Source organism: Saccharothrix australiensis, from assembly GCF_003634935.1.
Classification (GTDB): Bacteria; Actinomycetota; Actinomycetes; order Mycobacteriales; family Pseudonocardiaceae; genus Actinosynnema; species Actinosynnema australiense.
In genome coordinates this window covers 2,981,338-2,997,663 of record NZ_RBXO01000001.1, presented here as the reverse complement: position 1 = coordinate 2,997,663, position 16,326 = coordinate 2,981,338, and the positions used below count along the sequence as shown (strand labels likewise).

The 16,326-nt window shown below is 71.0% G+C and carries 13 protein-coding genes and 3 pseudogenes; 11 read left to right on the top strand and 5 right to left on the bottom strand.

All coding sequences use genetic code 11. The annotated features are described in order from the left end of the window. Positions 1-14: 14 nt before the first annotated feature. On the bottom strand, positions 15-827 hold the full coding sequence (locus C8E97_RS13880) for an MBL fold metallo-hydrolase (RefSeq protein WP_281275403.1): 813 nt from the start codon (positions 825-827) through the stop codon (positions 15-17). 179 nt (positions 828-1,006) lie between these two features. On the opposite strand from C8E97_RS13880, the gene C8E97_RS13875 reads away from it, so the two are divergent. From C8E97_RS13875 to C8E97_RS13850, 6 genes are all read left to right on the top strand, one after another. Next, the gene (locus C8E97_RS13875; protein ID WP_121011470.1) at positions 1,007-1,540 is read left to right on the top strand and encodes a hypothetical protein; all 534 of its coding nucleotides are present in this window, start codon (positions 1,007-1,009) and stop codon (positions 1,538-1,540) included. Between the two features lie 319 nt (positions 1,541-1,859). Then, positions 1,860-4,205 carry a xanthine dehydrogenase family protein molybdopterin-binding subunit gene (locus C8E97_RS13870; RefSeq protein WP_246018879.1) on the top strand — a complete coding sequence of 782 codons (2,346 nt, stop codon included), beginning with the start codon at positions 1,860-1,862 and terminating at the stop codon, positions 4,203-4,205. Then, a complete protein-coding gene (locus C8E97_RS13865) occupies positions 4,202-5,050 on the top strand; it encodes an FAD binding domain-containing protein (RefSeq protein ID WP_121005528.1) in 849 nt (282 codons plus the stop codon). The genes C8E97_RS13870 and C8E97_RS13865 overlap by 4 nt, the downstream gene beginning before the upstream one ends. Then, positions 5,047-5,571: a (2Fe-2S)-binding protein gene (locus C8E97_RS13860; protein ID WP_121005525.1), complete on the top strand. Its 525-nt coding sequence runs from the start codon at positions 5,047-5,049 to the stop codon at positions 5,569-5,571. Before C8E97_RS13865 ends, C8E97_RS13860 begins: the two co-directional genes overlap by 4 nt. A 459-nt stretch (positions 5,572-6,030) precedes the next feature. Next, a complete protein-coding gene (locus C8E97_RS34500; protein WP_170211818.1) occupies positions 6,031-6,291 on the top strand; it encodes a hypothetical protein in 261 nt (86 codons plus the stop codon). A 357-nt stretch (positions 6,292-6,648) separates the two neighbouring features. Beyond that, complete coding sequence (locus tag C8E97_RS13850) at positions 6,649-7,386, top strand: class I SAM-dependent methyltransferase (protein WP_121005522.1); 738 nt, start codon at positions 6,649-6,651, stop codon at positions 7,384-7,386. Between the two features lie 40 nt (positions 7,387-7,426). Here the strand turns inward: C8E97_RS13850 and C8E97_RS13845 are convergent, their stop codons facing one another. Further along, positions 7,427-8,404: a ketopantoate reductase family protein gene (locus C8E97_RS13845; RefSeq protein ID WP_121005519.1), complete on the bottom strand. Its 978-nt coding sequence runs from the start codon at positions 8,402-8,404 to the stop codon at positions 7,427-7,429. Between the two features lie 92 nt (positions 8,405-8,496). Here C8E97_RS13845 and C8E97_RS13840 point away from each other — a divergent pair, with 92 nt between their 5' ends. The 4 genes and pseudogenes from C8E97_RS13840 to C8E97_RS13820 all read left to right on the top strand — a co-directional run. Continuing rightward, positions 8,497-9,066 (top strand): TetR/AcrR family transcriptional regulator, encoded by a 570-nt coding sequence (locus tag C8E97_RS13840; protein WP_121005516.1) that lies wholly within the window; start codon positions 8,497-8,499, stop codon positions 9,064-9,066. Positions 9,067-9,544: 478 nt separating this feature from the next. Beyond that, entirely contained in the window at positions 9,545-10,720 is a 1,176-nt protein-coding gene (locus tag C8E97_RS13835) for an MFS transporter (RefSeq protein ID WP_121005513.1), read from the top strand. A gap of 771 nt (positions 10,721-11,491) precedes the next feature. Beyond that, positions 11,492-12,649 (top strand): annotated as a pseudogene (locus C8E97_RS13825) (IS701 family transposase). 361 nt (positions 12,650-13,010) lie between these two features. Continuing rightward, positions 13,011-13,734, top strand: a pseudogene (locus C8E97_RS13820) (transposase family protein); the annotation flags it as partial. Positions 13,735-13,936: 202 nt separating this feature from the next. Here the strand turns inward: C8E97_RS13820 and C8E97_RS36805 are convergent. After that, positions 13,937-14,176: a colicin E3/pyocin S6 family cytotoxin gene (locus C8E97_RS36805; protein WP_425470519.1), complete on the bottom strand. Its 240-nt coding sequence runs from the start codon at positions 14,174-14,176 to the stop codon at positions 13,937-13,939. Positions 14,177-14,241: 65 nt separating this feature from the next. On the opposite strand from C8E97_RS36805, the pseudogene C8E97_RS35995 reads away from it, so the two are divergent. Next, positions 14,242-14,719 (top strand): annotated as a pseudogene (locus tag C8E97_RS35995) (IS701 family transposase); the annotation flags it as partial. Between the two features lie 403 nt (positions 14,720-15,122). Here the strand turns inward: C8E97_RS35995 and C8E97_RS13800 are convergent. Together C8E97_RS13800 and C8E97_RS34070 are read right to left on the bottom strand one after the other, a co-directional pair. Then, positions 15,123-15,302, bottom strand: coding sequence for a hypothetical protein (locus tag C8E97_RS13800; RefSeq protein ID WP_170211534.1), 180 nt, complete (start codon positions 15,300-15,302; stop codon positions 15,123-15,125). Positions 15,303-15,859: 557 nt separating this feature from the next. Next, positions 15,860-16,321, bottom strand: a complete 462-nt coding sequence (locus tag C8E97_RS34070) for a hypothetical protein (protein WP_147455100.1) — start codon at positions 16,319-16,321, stop codon at positions 15,860-15,862. Positions 16,322-16,326 lie beyond the last annotated feature (5 nt).

The window sequence follows — 16,326 nt, the reverse complement described above, 5'->3', positions numbered from 1 at the left end:
CGGTGGTCGGCCGCTCACCGCGTCGGGTCGGCCGGCGGCGGCAGCACGTACGTGTCGCCGCGGTCGAGGTAGGTGACCTCGGCGGCGGGGCCGCGGCGGGTCACCTCGGCGGCGAAGTCGGACAGCGGGGACTTCATCAGGCCGTAGTCGTCGTAGTGCACCGGGACGGCGTGCCGGGGGCGGAGCAGTTCCAGCAGGTCGACGCCCTGCGTGCCGTCCATCGTCAGCAGGATGCCGAGGAACTTGGTGCCGCCCAGGTGCACCACGGCCACGTCGATCGAGGGGTAGCGCTCCCGGATCTCGCGGAGGTCGTCGTGGACCAGCGTGTCGCCGCTGAAGTACACGCGCAGCGGCGGCGCGCCGGGTCGGGCGCGGTACTCGACCAGGCTGCCCATCACCGGCGGCAGCAGCGCGGCCACCGGGCCCAGCGCGTGCCTGCCCGGCAGGGCCGTCACGGTCAGCACCGCCTCGCCCTTGGTCAACACCTGCTCCGACCACCTGGCCAGCACGACCGGCTCGCGGAAACCCCGCCGCGCCAACCGCTTCGCCGCGTGCGCGGTGGTCAGGATCGGCAGGTCGCGGTCCAGCTCGCGCGCCGCGACCCGGTCGAAGTGGTCACCGTGGAAGTGCGACAGCACGACGGCGTCCAGCGGGGGCAGGTCGGCGATCTCCAGCGCGGGGTCCGCGCGCCGCCGGGAGAACAGTCCCTGGCCGAAGTACGCCCACTGTCCTCTGTGCAGGAAATTGGGATCGGTCAGCAGCGTGAACGGGCCCATGCGGAGGACGGTGGTGGCGTTGCCGACGAAGAACAGCGAGTCGTCCGGCACGGCTGACCCCTTTCGACGGGAGCACGGCGGCTCCGAACAGTCCGATTACCCACCGACGCCCCCGCCAACCACGGCCGCGCGGCGGCTGCTCACCTCGACCGCGCACTGCGCCGACGCCCGCTCGCGCACCGGAGCGACGGCGTGCGGGTAGGCCGCCGCGCACGGGGTAGCCGGTGGGCATGGTGAAGCGTGCGCTGTGGCAGGGGCTGGTGGCCGGCGCGGCCGGCGCGGCCGTGATGACCATCGGGGAGAAGCTGGAGCAGCGGGTGACCGGGCGGCCCGACTCGCACGTGCCGGCCAGGGTGCTGGAGCGGCTGCTCGGGATGCCCGAGCAGGCCGGGAAGCAGCCGCGCGCGGTCAACCTGGCCATGCACTTCGGACAGGGCGCGCTCGCCGGGGTGGTGCGGTCGCTGATGGCCAACGCGGGGCTGCGCGGTCCGGTGGCGTCGGCGATGTTCACCGTGGTGCGGCTGACCAACGACCAGATCCTGGAGAACGCCACCGGTGTCGGCGCGCCGCCCCGGACGTGGCCGCGTTCGGAGCTGCTGGTGGACCTGCTGCACAAGTCGGTCTACGCCTTCGCCACCGGTGCGGTGGCCGACGCGCTGGCCGCGCGGGGCGGGCCCGGTCCGGGGCAGCGCCACGCCGCGCGGCTGCCCGGTCGGCGCTCGGACGTCGGGCCGGTGCCCCGCGCGGTGTCGAGCAGCCGCTGACGCCGACCTGACGGACGCCCGGTGAAGGCGGCTTCCGGCCGCGCCGGTGAGGCGGGGGACGGTCTGCTGCACCGCACGCCGGCCGCCTCCGAGGAGCAGCTCGTGCCGCACGGCCGGCAGGGCACGCCCACGGACTCCTGACCGGGCGGTCCGCCGGCCGGCGCGCCTGCCGCGGTGCGCCGGACCGCCACGCCGGACCGCCACGCCGGACCGGCTCCGCCGGCCGGGTCCGCCGGCCGGGTTCGGCCGCCACATCCCACCGTCTGCGTGATTCCCCCCGACGTCGTTCGGTGCCAGGGTGGAATCCCGACGACCGGGGGTGACCGTGCGTGAAGGGCTGATCGGCGCCCGGGTGAGCCGCGCCGAGGACGTGCGGATGCTCACCGGGCGGGCGGTGTACATCGACGACGTCCGGCCGCCGGGCGTCCTGGAAGCGGCCGTGCTGCGCAGCCCGCACCCGCACGCCAGGGTGCTGCGCGTCGACACGGCGGCGGCCGCGGCGCACCCCGGTGTGTTCGCCGTGGTGACGGGAGCGGACGTGCAGAAGGTCGTGCACCGGCCGCAGCCGGTGATCTGGCGGCTGGGCCCCGACGCGCCGCAGCCCGTCGCGTACCCGCTCGCCGTCGACAAGGTGCTGCACAGCGGGCACGGGGTGGCGGCCGTCGCCGCCGTCGACCGCGCCGTCGCCGAGGACGCGGTCGAGCTGATCGACGTCGAGTACGAGCCGCTGCCCGCCGTCACGACGCTGGAGCAGGCGCTGGCCCCGGACGCGCCGCGCCTGCACGAGGACTGGCCGGACAACGTCGCCGGCCGCACCGTGGTGGCGCGGGGTGACGTCGGGGCGGCGTTCGCGGAGGCCGACGTGGTGCTGCGGGAGACGTTCGACTTCGCCCGGCAGCTGGGCGCGCCCCTGGAGACGCGAGGCGTCGTCGCGACGTGGGACCCGTTCACCGACCGCCTGGACGTGTGGCTCAACACCCAGGCCCCGCACCTCGCCCGCGAGCTGTTCGCCGAGGTGCTCGGGCTGTCGGCGGACAAGGTCCGGGTGCGGGTGCCCGACATCGGCGGCGGGTTCGGCAGCAAGTTCGAGTTCTACGGCGACGAGGTGGTGGCCGCCGTGCTGTCCCGCGCGACCGGGCGGCCGGTGAAGCTGGTCGAGGACCGGCGGGAGAGCTTCGTCGCCACCTCGCACGCGCGGGAGCAGCGGATCGAGGTCGAGTTGGCGGCCCGCGCCGACGGCACGATCACCGGCCTGCGCGGCACCCTGCACGGGGTGCTCGGCGCGACCTTCAGCACCGTCGGCCTCAGCCCGTGCGTGACCGCCGCCTCGGTCATGTCCGGGCCGTACGCCATCCCGGCGTACGAGATGGCCGTCGTCGGCGTCGTCACCAACAAGACACCGTACGGCTCGTACCGGGGCTTCGGGCTGCCGAAGGCGAACTTCGTGCACGAACACCTGGTCGAAGCCCTCGCCCGTCGGTTGGGCATGGACGCGCACGACGTGCGGCGGCGCAACTTCATCACCGAGTTCCCCTACCAGAGCCCGGTCTTCGTCTACGACAGCGGCCGGTACGCCGAGTGCCTCGACCTGTGCCTGGACGCCGTGCGGCAGGCCGGCTGGGCGGATTTCGTCACCGACGCGCGGGCACGCGGCGAGCACGTCGGCATCGGCTACGCCTTCCACAACCAGGTGTCGGCGCTCGCGCCGTCCCGGCTCGTCAACCTGGCCGGCCTGCACCACTCCGGGTTCGACGAAGCCGTGGTGCGCATCGACTCCACCGGCCACGTCTCCGTCCACACCGGACAGACGTCGATGGGCCAGGGCATCCACACGGCCCTGGCGCAGGTGGCGGCGCACGCCCTGGACGTGCCGCTGGACCACGTCACCGTCGTCGCCGGCGACACCGATTCCAGCCCGTACACCGGGTACGGCACCGCGGCCAGCCGGGCCGCCGCGGTCGGCGGAGCGGCGGTGCTCAACGCCGCAACCCGCCTGCGCGCCAAGGTGTTGCGCATCGCCGCGCACGTCCTGGGAACCCCGCCGGAGGAGTTGGTGATCAACGACGGCGTGGTGTCCGCGCCGGGTGCGGCGGTGACCTTCGCCGAGATCGGGGACGCGGCGTACCGGCGGCTCCACGGCGCGCTGCCCGACGACGAGCCGCCCACGCTGCACGAGCGCGAGGTGTACGACCCGGCCAACGTCGCCACGGCGTTCGGGTGCACGGCCGTCCTCGCCTCCGTCGACGTCGAGACCGGCGTCGTCCAGCTCCTCGGCCACCTCATGGCGCACGACTGCGGCACGCTGATCAACCCGATGATCGTGGAGGGCCAGCTGTCCGGCGGCGCCGCGCAGGCCATCGGCGGCGCGCTGTACGAGCGGCTGGTCTACGACGCGTCCGGCGCGGCGTCGACGCGGTCCTTCGCGGACTACCTGCTGCCGACGGCGACCGTGGTGCCGCCGATGGCGGTGCGCCACATGGAGACGCCCGCCGAGCACGTCCCCGGCGGCTTCAAGGGAGCGGGCGAGTCCGGGGTGATCGGCGGTGGTGCCGCGATCGCGCACGCCGTGCAGGACGCGCTGTCGGAGTTCGGGGTGCGGATCACGGCGCTGCCGATCACACCCCCGGACCTGCTGGCGGCGATCCGCGCGGGGGCCGACCGGTGAAGGCCGCGCCGTTCGAGTACCTGCGCGCGTCCACGGTGGACGAGGCGGTCGGCGCGCTCGGTCCGGGCGCGGTCGTGCTGGCGGGCGGGCAGAGCCTGGTGCCGCTGCTGAACCTGCGGTCGCGGCGGCCGGAGCTCGTGGTCGACGTGTCCCGGCTGCCGCTCACCGACATCGGGACGACCGGGACCGGGTCGTTGGCGCTCGGCGCGCTGACCCGGCTCCGCGCCGCCGAGACCTCCCCCGTGGTGGCCCGAACGCTGCCGCTGCTGGCTGAGGCGCTGACCTGCGTCGGCCACGTGTCCGTGCGCAACCGCGGCACGGTCGGCGGCAGCGTCGCGCACGCCGACCCGGCCGCCGAGCTGCCGGCCGTCTTCCTGGCGTCGGACGCGGTCTTCACCGCCCGGAGCGCCGACGGCGTCAGGACCATCGCCGCCGGCGACTTCTTCCGCGGCCCGCACCGCACCGCGCTCGGGCCGGGCGAACTGCTCACCGCCATCCACGTCCCGCTGCCGCCGCCGGGCACCCGGCACGGCGTGGCGGAGCTCAGCCGCCGACCCAACGACCTCGCGGTGACGGCGGTCTTCACCTCGGTGACGCTCGCGCGCGGGGTCGTCGCCGATGCCCGGATCGCCGTGGCGGGCGCGGCGCCCACCCCGATCCGGGCCCGCGCGGCGGAGGACCTCCTGCGCGGCGAAGCACCCTCCCCCGACCTGCTGGCGGCGGCGGCCGACGCGGCGGCGGCCGCCACCGACCCGGCCGACGACCTGCACGCGCCGGCCGCGTACCGCCGCGACATGACGGCCGTCCTCACCCGCAGGGCACTACGACAGGCGGTAGCCGAGTGAAGGTCTCCCTCACCGTGAACGGCCGCACCTGCTCGGCCGACTGCGAACCACGCCGCACGCTCGCCGACTTCCTGCGCCACGACCTGGGTTTCACCGGCGTGCGCGTCGGCTGCGAGCACGGGGCCTGCGGCTCGTGCACGGTCCTGGTGGACGGCGCCACGGCCCGCGCCTGCTGCGTCCTCGCGGTCCAGGCGGACGGCTCCGACGTCACCACCGCCGAGGGCCTGGCCACCACGTCCCTCAACCCGCTCCAGGAGTCCTTCCGCCGCCATCACGCGCTCCAGTGCGGCTTCTGCACGCCGGGGATGCTCGCGGTGGCGACGGAACTGCTGCGGGAGAACCCCTCGCCGACCGAAGCCGAGATCCGCACCGCGATCGCCGGCAACCTGTGCCGCTGCACCGGCTACCACAACATCGTCGCCGCGATCGCCGCGATGCGCGAACCGAACCGGGACGACGAGCCGTCCGCCGGCGACGCCGGAGCGAGCGTGGCCGGGAACCCGGGCCGGACCGATCCGTAGGCGTCGGCCGGACGATCCACGCCACCGGCGGTTCCGGGACACCGACACACCGGACCTCGGCCCCGGTCACCGCGCGGAGGTGACGGAGGCCGAGCCGGCGGCCAACACACCCCGTTCGCCGCTGCAACCGCCAGGCCGGCGTCGCCGGGCCCCACTACCCGCCGCTGGTCGTGCTGGAGTTCTTCCAGCTCCTCGAAGTTCGGCCCCGGTTCGGGGGCGCGCTCGGCGGCGTGGGTGTCCGGGCGTTGTCGGCCGGCGCGCTGACCGGTGCGGTGGTGGCGTCGCTGCTGGTGTTCGGGGTGTCGCTCGCGCCCGGGCCCGGCTCCGCGCCGTCGAAGTACCGGACGGACATCGACCTGTGGCACCCGGAGACCGCGATCCGATCGCACCCGAACCCGGCCTGGCAGCCGGAGCTGCGCCGGGCGACGACGCGACGCCCTATTCGCCACCGTTCCCGGCGTGCATCTCGGGGCACGGCACGTTCGCCCGAAGATCGGGACGGACCGGATCGCCACCGGGTACGGGACCCACGTGTCGGCGGTGGGCCGGAAGCTCGACGGGGCCGAGGAACCCGGCTGGCAGGTCACCGCGACCGACGGGACCGCAGCACTCCAGGGCGCGGGCAGCGCGGGCCTGCTGACATACCTGTCCGGCTCGGCCACCTACGGCCCGGTGCCCGTCACCGTGGACGACGTCAACGCCTTCCGCGCGGCGGAGTAGCGGTGAACCCGGCGATGTCGTGCCCCGGCGTTCCCGTCCGGCCGGGTCCACGAAGGACACGCTCGGTGATGCCCGAGCCGGAACAGCCCGACAGCGACGACCCCGAGCCCCCTGGCGCACCACTGCGGTGCCGCCCGCGCCCGTATCACCCGGTCGAGTCGCCCACGGTACCTGTTCGGGCGATGTCCGGCCGCTCCCGCCGCCACCATCCTGTGCTTCCCGCGTCAACCGGCGAGCCACGGGGGTCGTTCGTCGCCACCGCCGATACCGACGCCCACCTCACCGCGCGGTCGCGCACGGCACCGGCTCCGACCGGCGCCGCGGGTAGATCACGAACTGCTGCTGGAGAAGGGGCTCATGGGCACGGTGTGGAAGGGCGATGACGAGGTCGCCGCCGGTTTCGACAGCTACGACGACCTGTTCGAACGGACCCTCGGCTACCCGGCGGTGTTCTCCGCGCTCGGGCTCGGCGCGCCGGAGGTCCGCACCGTGCTCGACTACGGCTGCGGACCGGGCAAGATCGCGCTGCGCGTGGCGGAGCGGTACGACGTGGACGTGCACGCGGCCGACATCTCCGACCGGATGCTGCACATCGCGCGGACCCGGCGCGCGCACCCCCGCATCCGCTACCACCTGATCGGACGGCCGTCGCTGGACTTCCTGCCCGACGACTCGGTCGACGCGGCGATGTGCTGCTTCGTGTTCGTCACCGTGGGCGACCCGGACCGGCTCCGGGCGATCACCGCGGAGGTCCACCGGGTGCTGCGGCCGGGTGGGCGCTTCGCCGTGCTCGACACCAACCCGGACACCACCGGGATCCGCTTCTCCACCTTCCGCACCGGGGAACCCGCTACCCGGTACGAGCCGGGGCAACAACGGCGCACGGTGCTGTACCTGCCCGACGGCGGCGCACTACGACTCCTCGACCACCACTGGCCCCGCGACACCTGCCGGGACCTGCTCGCCGAAGCCGGTTTCCGGGACGTCGACTCCATCACGCCCCTGCTCGGGGACACCGACCGCCCACCACCCGGCGCCGAACACCCCGCCGAGGCCGTCCACCCGCCGTTCCTCATCACGGCAGCGACGAAGTGAGCACTCCGAGTGCGGTCATCCGCGGACATGGCGGACTTGATCAACCCCGCACCTGAGCAGGACCTCGCCCCTCGCGGGCGAAGTGGGGTTCCGCCGCTTCCAGTCGCGGTACCGGGACGCCCAACCGTCGTGCTTCGGCCAGGGTGTCCCGGCAGACCTCACGCGGCTCCTCGGCGTCGGGGTCGCAGTGCGCCGCGAAGAGCACGCGCACGGGCGGGACATGAGCGGTCAGCCAGGCGAGCGCGCGGGCCGTCAGCCAGGTGGGCGCCCGGAACAGCAGCACACCTGCCCGGTGCCGTCGCAGGTCGAGGCCGCGCGCCTGGAGCAGCGGCAGCAGTTCACGGCCGGTCAGCAGCGCCTCGCGCAGGTCGCCCGCCGCCCCGACCAGCCCGGACAGCGACCCCAGCCGCACGCCCTGCGAGAACAGGGCGGCATCCGACACGAAGTGGACCCAGAGCCAGCCGCGGAAGTCGGGCCGCTCCTTGATCCGGAACCCGGCCTCGCGGAACGCCCGGCGCACGGCCCGCTCCCGATCGGTCGGTGGCCCGCCGAGGGTACCGAAGACGACCGACGGCAGCAGCGCACCGCGGAGCACACCGTCCGCGCCGAAACCGCCACCGGCCTGGGGGAAGCCCCAGGCGACCCGGTCGACGGGAAGCGCGCCGACCGCGGTCGGCGGCTCGGTCCAGACGTTGCCGAAGACCAGCACCGTGGCCCGGCCGACACGCGGGGCCAGGAAGGCCGTCGCCTCCGCGAGGCGGTGGTGCGGCACGCTGAGCACGATCAGGTCGAAGGCGTGGTCCGGCTCCAGCACCTCGCGGTAGCGCACCGGCCACTTCCCGGTGACGCGCTTGCCTCGCACCCGGTGCCGCGTATCGATCAGGTCGGGGTCGACCGCGTCCCCGTACGTCGCCGCGCGGCCGGGCCGGACGTAGCACTCGACGTCGTGCCCCGCCTGGTGCAGGGCCCAGCCGTAGGTGGTGGCGATCACGCCCCGGCCGAACATGAGGATCTTCACGCTGTGTCCCGTCCGGTACGCTCGATTTGGAGACGATCTCCACTTCTTGCAAGATATGGAGGTCACCTCCACTTGTCAACGCGAGGTAGCGCATGACCACCGACAAGCCGCTGCGGGCCGACGCCCGACGCAACCGCGATGCCCTGATCGCCAAGGCACGAGAGGTCTTCGACACCGGAGACTTCTTCGACCTGCGCTTCGACGACTTCGCCCGACTGGCCGGAGTCGGCACCGGCACGCTGTACCGCCACTTCCCCACCCGCGAGGCACTTGCCGAGGCGGTCTACCACGGGGAAGTCGCCGCGCTGTGCGACCGCGCCCGCCGACTACAGGCCACACTGCCTCCGGCGGAGGCACTGGCGACCTTCCTACGCGACATGGTCGACCACATAGCCGCCCACGAGGGCCTGGCCCGGACGCTGGCCACGCTCATGGCCGATCGCTCGGGCGGCCTCGCCGAGGGCAGCCGGGCGCTGGAGCAGGCCGTCACCGAGCTGATGGCCGCCGCCGTACAGGCCGGAACCGTGCGCGACGACGTGGACGCCGGTGCCGTGATGATGGCACTGCACGGCATCAGCGCGGCCCACGACCGCCCCAACTGGCGGGCCGAGGCCGACGATGTCATCACCCTCGTGCTGGACGGTCTGCGCCGCCCACTCTGACAAGGCGCAACACGAAGTCGCCGACGACGATGACGGCGGCCGGCACCGGCACTTGCAGGCCGAGCGCGGTGGGGCGGCCGTGCCGTGGTCCACCAGCAGCAACTGCTGCACCACGCTCAGCCGCCCGCCGGTCCGCCGCACGACCGACGTGACGCCGGCACCCTACGGCAGCACGTCCGCCAGTAACGCGAGCAGCACAGCCCGGAACGCGAACGACTCGGTGCGGCCCAGCGACCCATCTTGTCCAGCGACCGCGACACCTTCGTTCCACGCGTCTGACATGTCGTTCCTCCTCTACTCGCTAACCCTGACCGGAAGCTCTCGACCGCAGTCCTGCATCGGGAGTTCAGCCAGCCGGTCGACCCGACTGGATCACTCTCGGAGAAGCCTGACCACCGCTGGGCGAACCGCACCCCGGCGTGATCGGGTCGACATGATCGTTGACCTCCAGCATGGTCGAGGTCTTAGCGTCGCCGCCATGACCGCAACAACCGTCGCGGACGTGCGGCGACCGCCGAAGTCCCTGCTGGTGACGCTGCTCGGCGTCAGCACGATGACGATCATGGCCAGCGCCACGATCACCCCGGCGCTGCCGGGCATGGAGCGGCACTTCGCCGGCGAGCCGCACGCGCAACTGCTGGTGCGCCTGGTGCTGACGCTGCCGGGTCTGCTGATCATGCTGTCCGCCCCGCTGCTGGCCCGGCTCAGCGGCCGCACGGGTCGTGTGCCGGTGCTGGTGGCGTGCCTGGCGCTCTACACCGTCGGCGGCGGTTCGGGGCTGGTGCTGGACTCGCTGCCCGGACTGCTGGTCGGGCGGGCGCTGCTCGGCGTCGGCATCGCGGGCATCATGACCACGTCGACCGCCCTGCTCGCCGATCACCACCCCGCCGGGGAGCACGGCCGGGTGCTGGGCCTGCAGGGCGCGGCGATGGGCTTCGGCGGGGTCGTGGCGATGCTGCTGGGCGGCGTGCTGGCGACGGAGGGCTGGCGCGGGCCGTTCGCGGTGTACCTGCTGGCGGTGCCGATGCTCGTCCTCGTGCTCCGGTTCGTGCCCGAGGTGGCCGTGCAGCCCGCACAAGGCGTCTCGGAGGGCACGCCGTGGCAGCGGCGGTCGCTCGGCTTGTACGCGCTGATGTTCCTGGGCGTCGTGGCGTTCTACACCGTGCCGACCCAGGCCCCGTTCTGGCTGGCCGAGGTGGGCGGAGCGGGCCCGGTGGTCACCGGTGCCCTGATCGCGGCGGTGAACCTGGCGATGACCCTGGTGGGCCTGAACTACCGACGACTGCGCACCCGGTGGGACTTCCCGGCGCTGGCGACGGCCATGTTCGCGGCGCTCGCCGTCGGGCTGTTCCTGGTCGGTTCGGCGGGCACGCTGTGGACAGCCGGTCTCGGCATGGTGGTGGTAGGCGTCGGCGTCGGCCTGCAGAACCCGACCATCAACGGCTGGCTGGTCGCCTCCGTCTCCCCCGGCGCGCGGACCAAGGCACTGGGACTGCTCACCTCGGCCCTGTTCCTCGGCCAGTTCTCCTCACCACTGATCGCGCAGCCCCTCATCGACACCGTCGGCCTCGGCACGACGTTCGTCCTGGCCGGCACACTCGCCGCGGTCGTAACCGGGGCGCTGATCATCACCCGCCTACCGCGCCGCAGGTGACCCGCCGGCGATCCACGCAGTCCGCGAACCCCTTGGCCGCGCAGTACGGCAGACGCGGCGTCGAGCGAGGCCGAGCACCTTGGCACCGAAAGCGTGGAGCTTGTAGCCGCAGGCGGCCAACGAACGGGACGATGCGTCGGCCCGCCGATCGCAGAGTGACCTCAACACCGTTCGCGACCTTGCCGCGCGCGAGGATGTGCTATCGGACATGAACTGGGTCGCATCCCTTCGGCCGCTCTCTCCATCAGGCGACGTTGTGGCGTGTGGTCAGGGTGCAGAGCACCAGCGGACAGCGGAGTGCGCGTCGGAAGCCTTACCAGGGCGGATTTCCGGCGTCGTCGAACAGCGCTCCGGCCATGCCCGAGTCCAGCCGCGCCAACCTGCTCGAAGGCATGGCCGCCGTGCCGGCCCTGGACGCACCGACCATGACGCGGTCATCGCCTGGCCACCACACAGCCGCTCCCGGGCGCTCGTCGTGCCGGTCCGGGCAGCCACCAGTCTCTGCGCCCTGCACTCCCGCACCCTGCCGACTGCCGGAGGCGGCCGATCACCTCGCTGCTGCGCCAAGGACCTACGCGGCTGCATCGTCACTCTCCGACGACCCGGCGTGATTCGCCAGTACCCTGGCCGCCGCAGCATCGCCTGTGCGTCAGGCGATCCGGGTCCGTTCCGCACCTGCGGCGGTTCCTTGTCGGCATCCCGGAAGTGGCCTTTACTACAACGACAGGTCGTGATCTGAGGTTGTCCTCTGCTACTTGATGTTGCGTGTCGATGGGGTTGGTGGCGGGATGGTCGGCGGCGTTCAATGCGTTCCTCGGCCGGTTCGCGGGCCGGTTCCCGCGTGTGGAGTCGCGGCGTCGGATGCGTTGGTATGTCAGGGTCCTGCTCTCCGAAGTTGAGCGGAAGAACGGGTGGACACTGGCCGAGGCGACCGGCGACGCGGGCCCGGAGGGCATGCAGCGGCTGTTGAACTTCTACGCCTGGGACACCGACGGGCTGCGTGACGACGCCCGGGACGGTGTGCTGATGGTGGACGAGACCGAATTCCTGAAGAAGGGCACCAGGTCCGCCGGGGTGCAACGCCAGTACTCCGGCACCGCCGGCCGGATCGAGAACTGCCAACTGGGCGTGTTCCTCGCCTACGCCACAGGCAAAGGCCGGACGCTGATCGACCGCGAGCTGTACCTGCCCGAGTCCTGGACCGCCGACCGGGCACGGTGCTAAGAGGCGGCGGTGCCCGACACCGTGGAGTTTGCGACCAAGCCCGTGCTCGCCCGCGCGATGCTGGGGCGAGCGCTGGACGCGGGCGTGCCGGCGCGCTGGGTGACCGCGGACGAGGCATACGGCGGCGACTCGAAATTCCGGGCCTGGCTGGAAGACCGGCGCATCGCCTACGTGGTGGCCGTGCCAAGCAGCCAGACCGTTCCCGCCACCGCGGGCGCCACCCGCACCGACTACCTGACCGCCGACGCCCCGCAAGCGGCGTGGAAGCGCCGCAGCTGCGGCCAGGGCGTCAAAGGGCCTCGCCCGTTCGACTGGGCGGTGGCCTCGTTACCCGCCTACGACGACACCACCCCTGCCGGGTGGCGACGATGGCTGTTGATCCGCCGTTCCCTGACCGCGACCCGCCGCAGAGAACACGAACTGGCCTATTACTTGTGTTGCGCACCAACGGGAACCACAGATGACGACCTGATCCGGGTGGCCGGTGCACGCTGGGCGGTCGAGGACTGCTTCCAGACCGCCAAGACCGAGGTCGGCCTGGACCAGTACCAGATCCGCCGCTACGACGCCTGGTACCGCCACATCACCCTCGCGATGCTCGCCCACACCTACCTCGCCGTCACCGCCGCCATCGCCCCAAAAGCCCTGGCAGCGACCTCATCCCGGTCACCCTCGGCGAAGTCAGGCGTCTCCTGGCACACCTGACCACCACCATCCCCGACCGCGTTCGCACCTGGAGCTGGTCCCACTGGCGCAGACGCCACCAATACCGCGCCAAACAAGCCCACTACCAGCGATGACACGTCAAAAATCACGAACTGCGGCTGGAGTACTAGGCCGATCCGTCCGGCACGAGTGCGACTACCTGGCGATCACGGCCGAGCTGGCAGAGAGATCTGACCGAGGTTGATTACCTGGCCTCAACGAAGGTTGCCGAGGCCGTCCATACCTCGGCGGCAGATCAATACTGAGCCCTTTCCAACCTGGGGGTAGGGGCTGGAGACGTGGCGAAGCTCCTGGTGAATGACTTCTCGACCAAGAGCAAGGCCATCGCCAGGAGCTTCGAGTGCTTGTCTACCCATCCGCGATCGACCTGTCCAGTTCACACCTTCAGTTCCTGGCGCGGGAACCGACCACGCACCGCCTTCGGATCGGCAGCAGGTGGCGCCGCCCTCGAACCCGGACGCCAGGCCCTGCTCGCGCTGGCCCATCTGCGCCGCGGCGACACCTACACCCGCCTGGCCGCCGGATTCGGCGTCGGCCTGGCCACCGTCTGCCGCCACATCCACGAAGCCGTCCAACCCCTGGCCGCACTGGCACCGGACCTGGCCGATGCGCTGAAAGTCGCCTCGCGCAAGGCCCACGTCATCCTCGACGGCACCCTGTCACGCATCGACCGCATCGCCGCAGACCGTCCGTACTACTCGGGAAAGCACAAGCGCCACGGCATGAACGTCCAGGTCCTGGCCGACCCGGCCGGACGCCTGCCGTGGGCCTCGCCCGCGCTGCCCGGCTCGGCCCACGACCTGACCGCAGCACGCACCCACGGCATCATCGAAGCCCTGAACTCACACGACATCCCGTGCTGGGCGGACAAGGTCTACCGCGGAGCGGGCGGCTCGGTCCGCGTGCCCTACCGCGGCAAGTGGCACAACCTCTCGCCCGGTCAGCAGGCGGTCAACCGCTCGCATGCCCGCATCCGCGCCCTCGGCGAACGATCCGTCTCGATCCTGAAGACCTGGCGGCTGCCGCGCAGACTCCGCTGCTCCACCACCCACATCACCACTCTACCGTCGAAACCCTATGAAGTAGTCGAAATTGTCAGGCTTCATCCGACTCGCAATCATTTCCGACAACCGATCCAAGCTTGCACCGCCGATCGGAAACGAATCTCCATGAAGATTCGGGTAGTCGCCGACGAGCAGCCTTACGACGTCATCATTGACGCTTTCAGGAAGTGGGATCTCCGCAATGAAGGCATCGCCGTACTTCTCAAATACCATGAGCACCCAACTCATCGCCCACACTCCCGCCCTGGAACAGGTCCCTTAACCCGCCCCTTGCTATCGGTATCGGATCTCCAGTGCTATGATCGAAGGAGCCTAGGCGTTTCCCCCTCTTGTCATACTTCTCAATCTCGCCATGCCGAGAGTCCCATTCGTAAATGAACTTTCGATCTTCCCAGCGCGCTCGCAAGCCTCCGCCACCACGCACTGCGGTCTTTCCCTTCACTCTCTTAGCACCTGGGAACCCGGGTAGCTCTTTCGGGGGCGGGACATAGTTGCCGTCGTTGTGGGGAGCCCTACAGCCAGGACCACAAGTTCCGCACCTGGCCAGAAGACCGCCGGGTGGGCTACGTCGTGGCCGTACCGCGAAGCCAGACCGTAAGGACCGCGGCTGTACGACTGGGCCGCGGCGACCCTGCCTCCGGGTCCCGACCGGTACAGCGACCTGTCACGGTGGCTGCTCATCCGCCGCAGTATCATCAATCCGGACGAACTGGCGTTCCACCTGTGCTTCGGGCCCACCGGCACTCCCGGCGACGAACTCGTCCGCGTCGCCGGAACCCGTTGGGCGGTCGAGGAATGCTTCCAGACCGCCAAGACCGAGATCGGCCTGGACCAGTACCAGGTCCGCCGCTACGACGCCTGGTACCGCCACATCACCTTCGCCATGCTCGCCCACGCCCACCTCGCCGTCACTGCGGCAAACACCCACACGACCCGGACGAGGACGGCCTCGCCCGCCTCACCCCCGGCGAGGTCCGACAGGTAGTGCTCGCCCTCCACCCGCGCGGTGTGGTTGGCGTCGATGGTGGCGCGCGGACTGTTGAACCAGGACCGGTGGTCCCGCATCACCTCGAACCTGGCTCGCAGCCGGTGGCGGTGCAGCGACAGCGGCCGGCCGTCGTCACCGCACAGCCCGCGGCGACGCACCCAGTGCGAGAAGGACTCCGGCCCGAGCCGACCGGCGGACGTCACCGCCTCCAACAGGTGGCGGCAGGCGAGCACGTAGTGGCTCACCGACGCCCTGCTGTCCGGCGGGCCGTGCGGCTGGACCAGCTCGGCCGGCCCGCACAGCAACTGCCCGGCCAGCACACCGCCGCCCGCGGCCTCCAGCGTGAACCACGCGGTCGCGCCGCTGGTGAACAGGCACTCCAGCACCGGCGAGTCTCCGGTCACCTCGGCGGGCATCCCGGCCCCTCCCGCTCGTCGGCGAACTCCCGCTCGACCTCCAGCTCTGCCGCCACGACCTGCCCGGCATCCGCACCCGGCCCGGCCTCACAGGCGGGACCGCCGAGCTCGCCGAAGATCCGCGTGATGTCCAGCCGCCGCAGGTACTTCTCCGTGGTCAGCACCGAACAGTGCCCCAGCAGCCGGCACTGAAGCAGTCTCTCTTTCCACTGGGCGTCATGCTGCCGGTCCGTGAGGTAGGTGCAACGGGGCAAGCGTGACGGCGACCGTGGCTTCCCGGTGCCAATTTCATCGTTTACACGATTGTGGTGGCTACAGCGTCCGAAATGTAGCTGGCATGCTCAAATATGTGCTCCATCGAGTGCGACAGGCCGAGTACTCAGATGCAAAGCTCAGCACCAGCCTCGCACACGGCGTAGGAACTGGGCACGTCTCCCAAGGAATATACGAAATGCCCTTCGTCCGAAACGCCGCGCGGCGGCGAGCAGGACGCAGTTTTGGGTATCTCGACTCCAGCAGGCGTACCGCACGGGCAGCGGGCTTGCCTTGACACCCGGGACGACGAATTTGAACTTCCAGCATCCATCGCCGAACATGGTTGCCACAAATCTGGCTTCCCACCCCTTAACAACTTGACCAGCCCTAGTGCGTCAGTGACAGTTCGAATCGTCGAGGTCGTCGAGTTGCCGCGACACCCGTGAATCCATGAGGCGTTGTCCCTTCACACCAGGGCAACGGACACTACGAGATCATCGAAGTCTGCCTCGCCCACGCCATCGCTGCAATGGAGCAGCCACGAGTTGTGCTCAACCTCTGCAATCCTCATCCCCGCGAAACGAAGACCTGCGTCGACCCCTCCATCGGGGCGTTCCCACACGTTCCAGAAAGTCAACTTCGCAGGAACCCTGCTACTGAGCGATATCTCAACTTCCGATGGAGCACTGCCAGCCCAAAGGATCATCTTTTTGGAACTGGATCCGGCGATGTTCAGCCGCCCCTTGGAGGTCGCCACACAAATCGCCTGTGCGACCTCCCGAGAGTAGCTATGAAAAGCCAGTCGGACTCTACTCCCAACTTGCACTTCCTCTACGACGAAGCGGAGATGGACCTGAATGCCATTGACGTCAATTACATCCGAGTCCTCGCGGATGAACCTTTCACCGAAGTCTTCGATCTGCCCCACGGTAT

Excerpts from the sequence above, each read along its gene's own strand:
- C8E97_RS13875 (WP_121011470.1), top strand. The coding sequence starts at position 1,007 with ATGGTGAAGCGTGCGCTGTGGCAGGGGCTGGTGGCCGGCGCGGCCGGC.
- C8E97_RS13850 (WP_121005522.1), top strand. The coding sequence starts at position 6,649 with ATGGGCACGGTGTGGAAGGGCGATGACGAGGTCGCCGCCGGTTTCGAC.
- C8E97_RS13840 (WP_121005516.1), top strand. The coding sequence starts at position 8,497 with ATGACCACCGACAAGCCGCTGCGGGCCGACGCCCGACGCAACCGCGAT.
- C8E97_RS13835 (WP_121005513.1), top strand. The coding sequence starts at position 9,545 with ATGACCGCAACAACCGTCGCGGACGTGCGGCGACCGCCGAAGTCCCTG.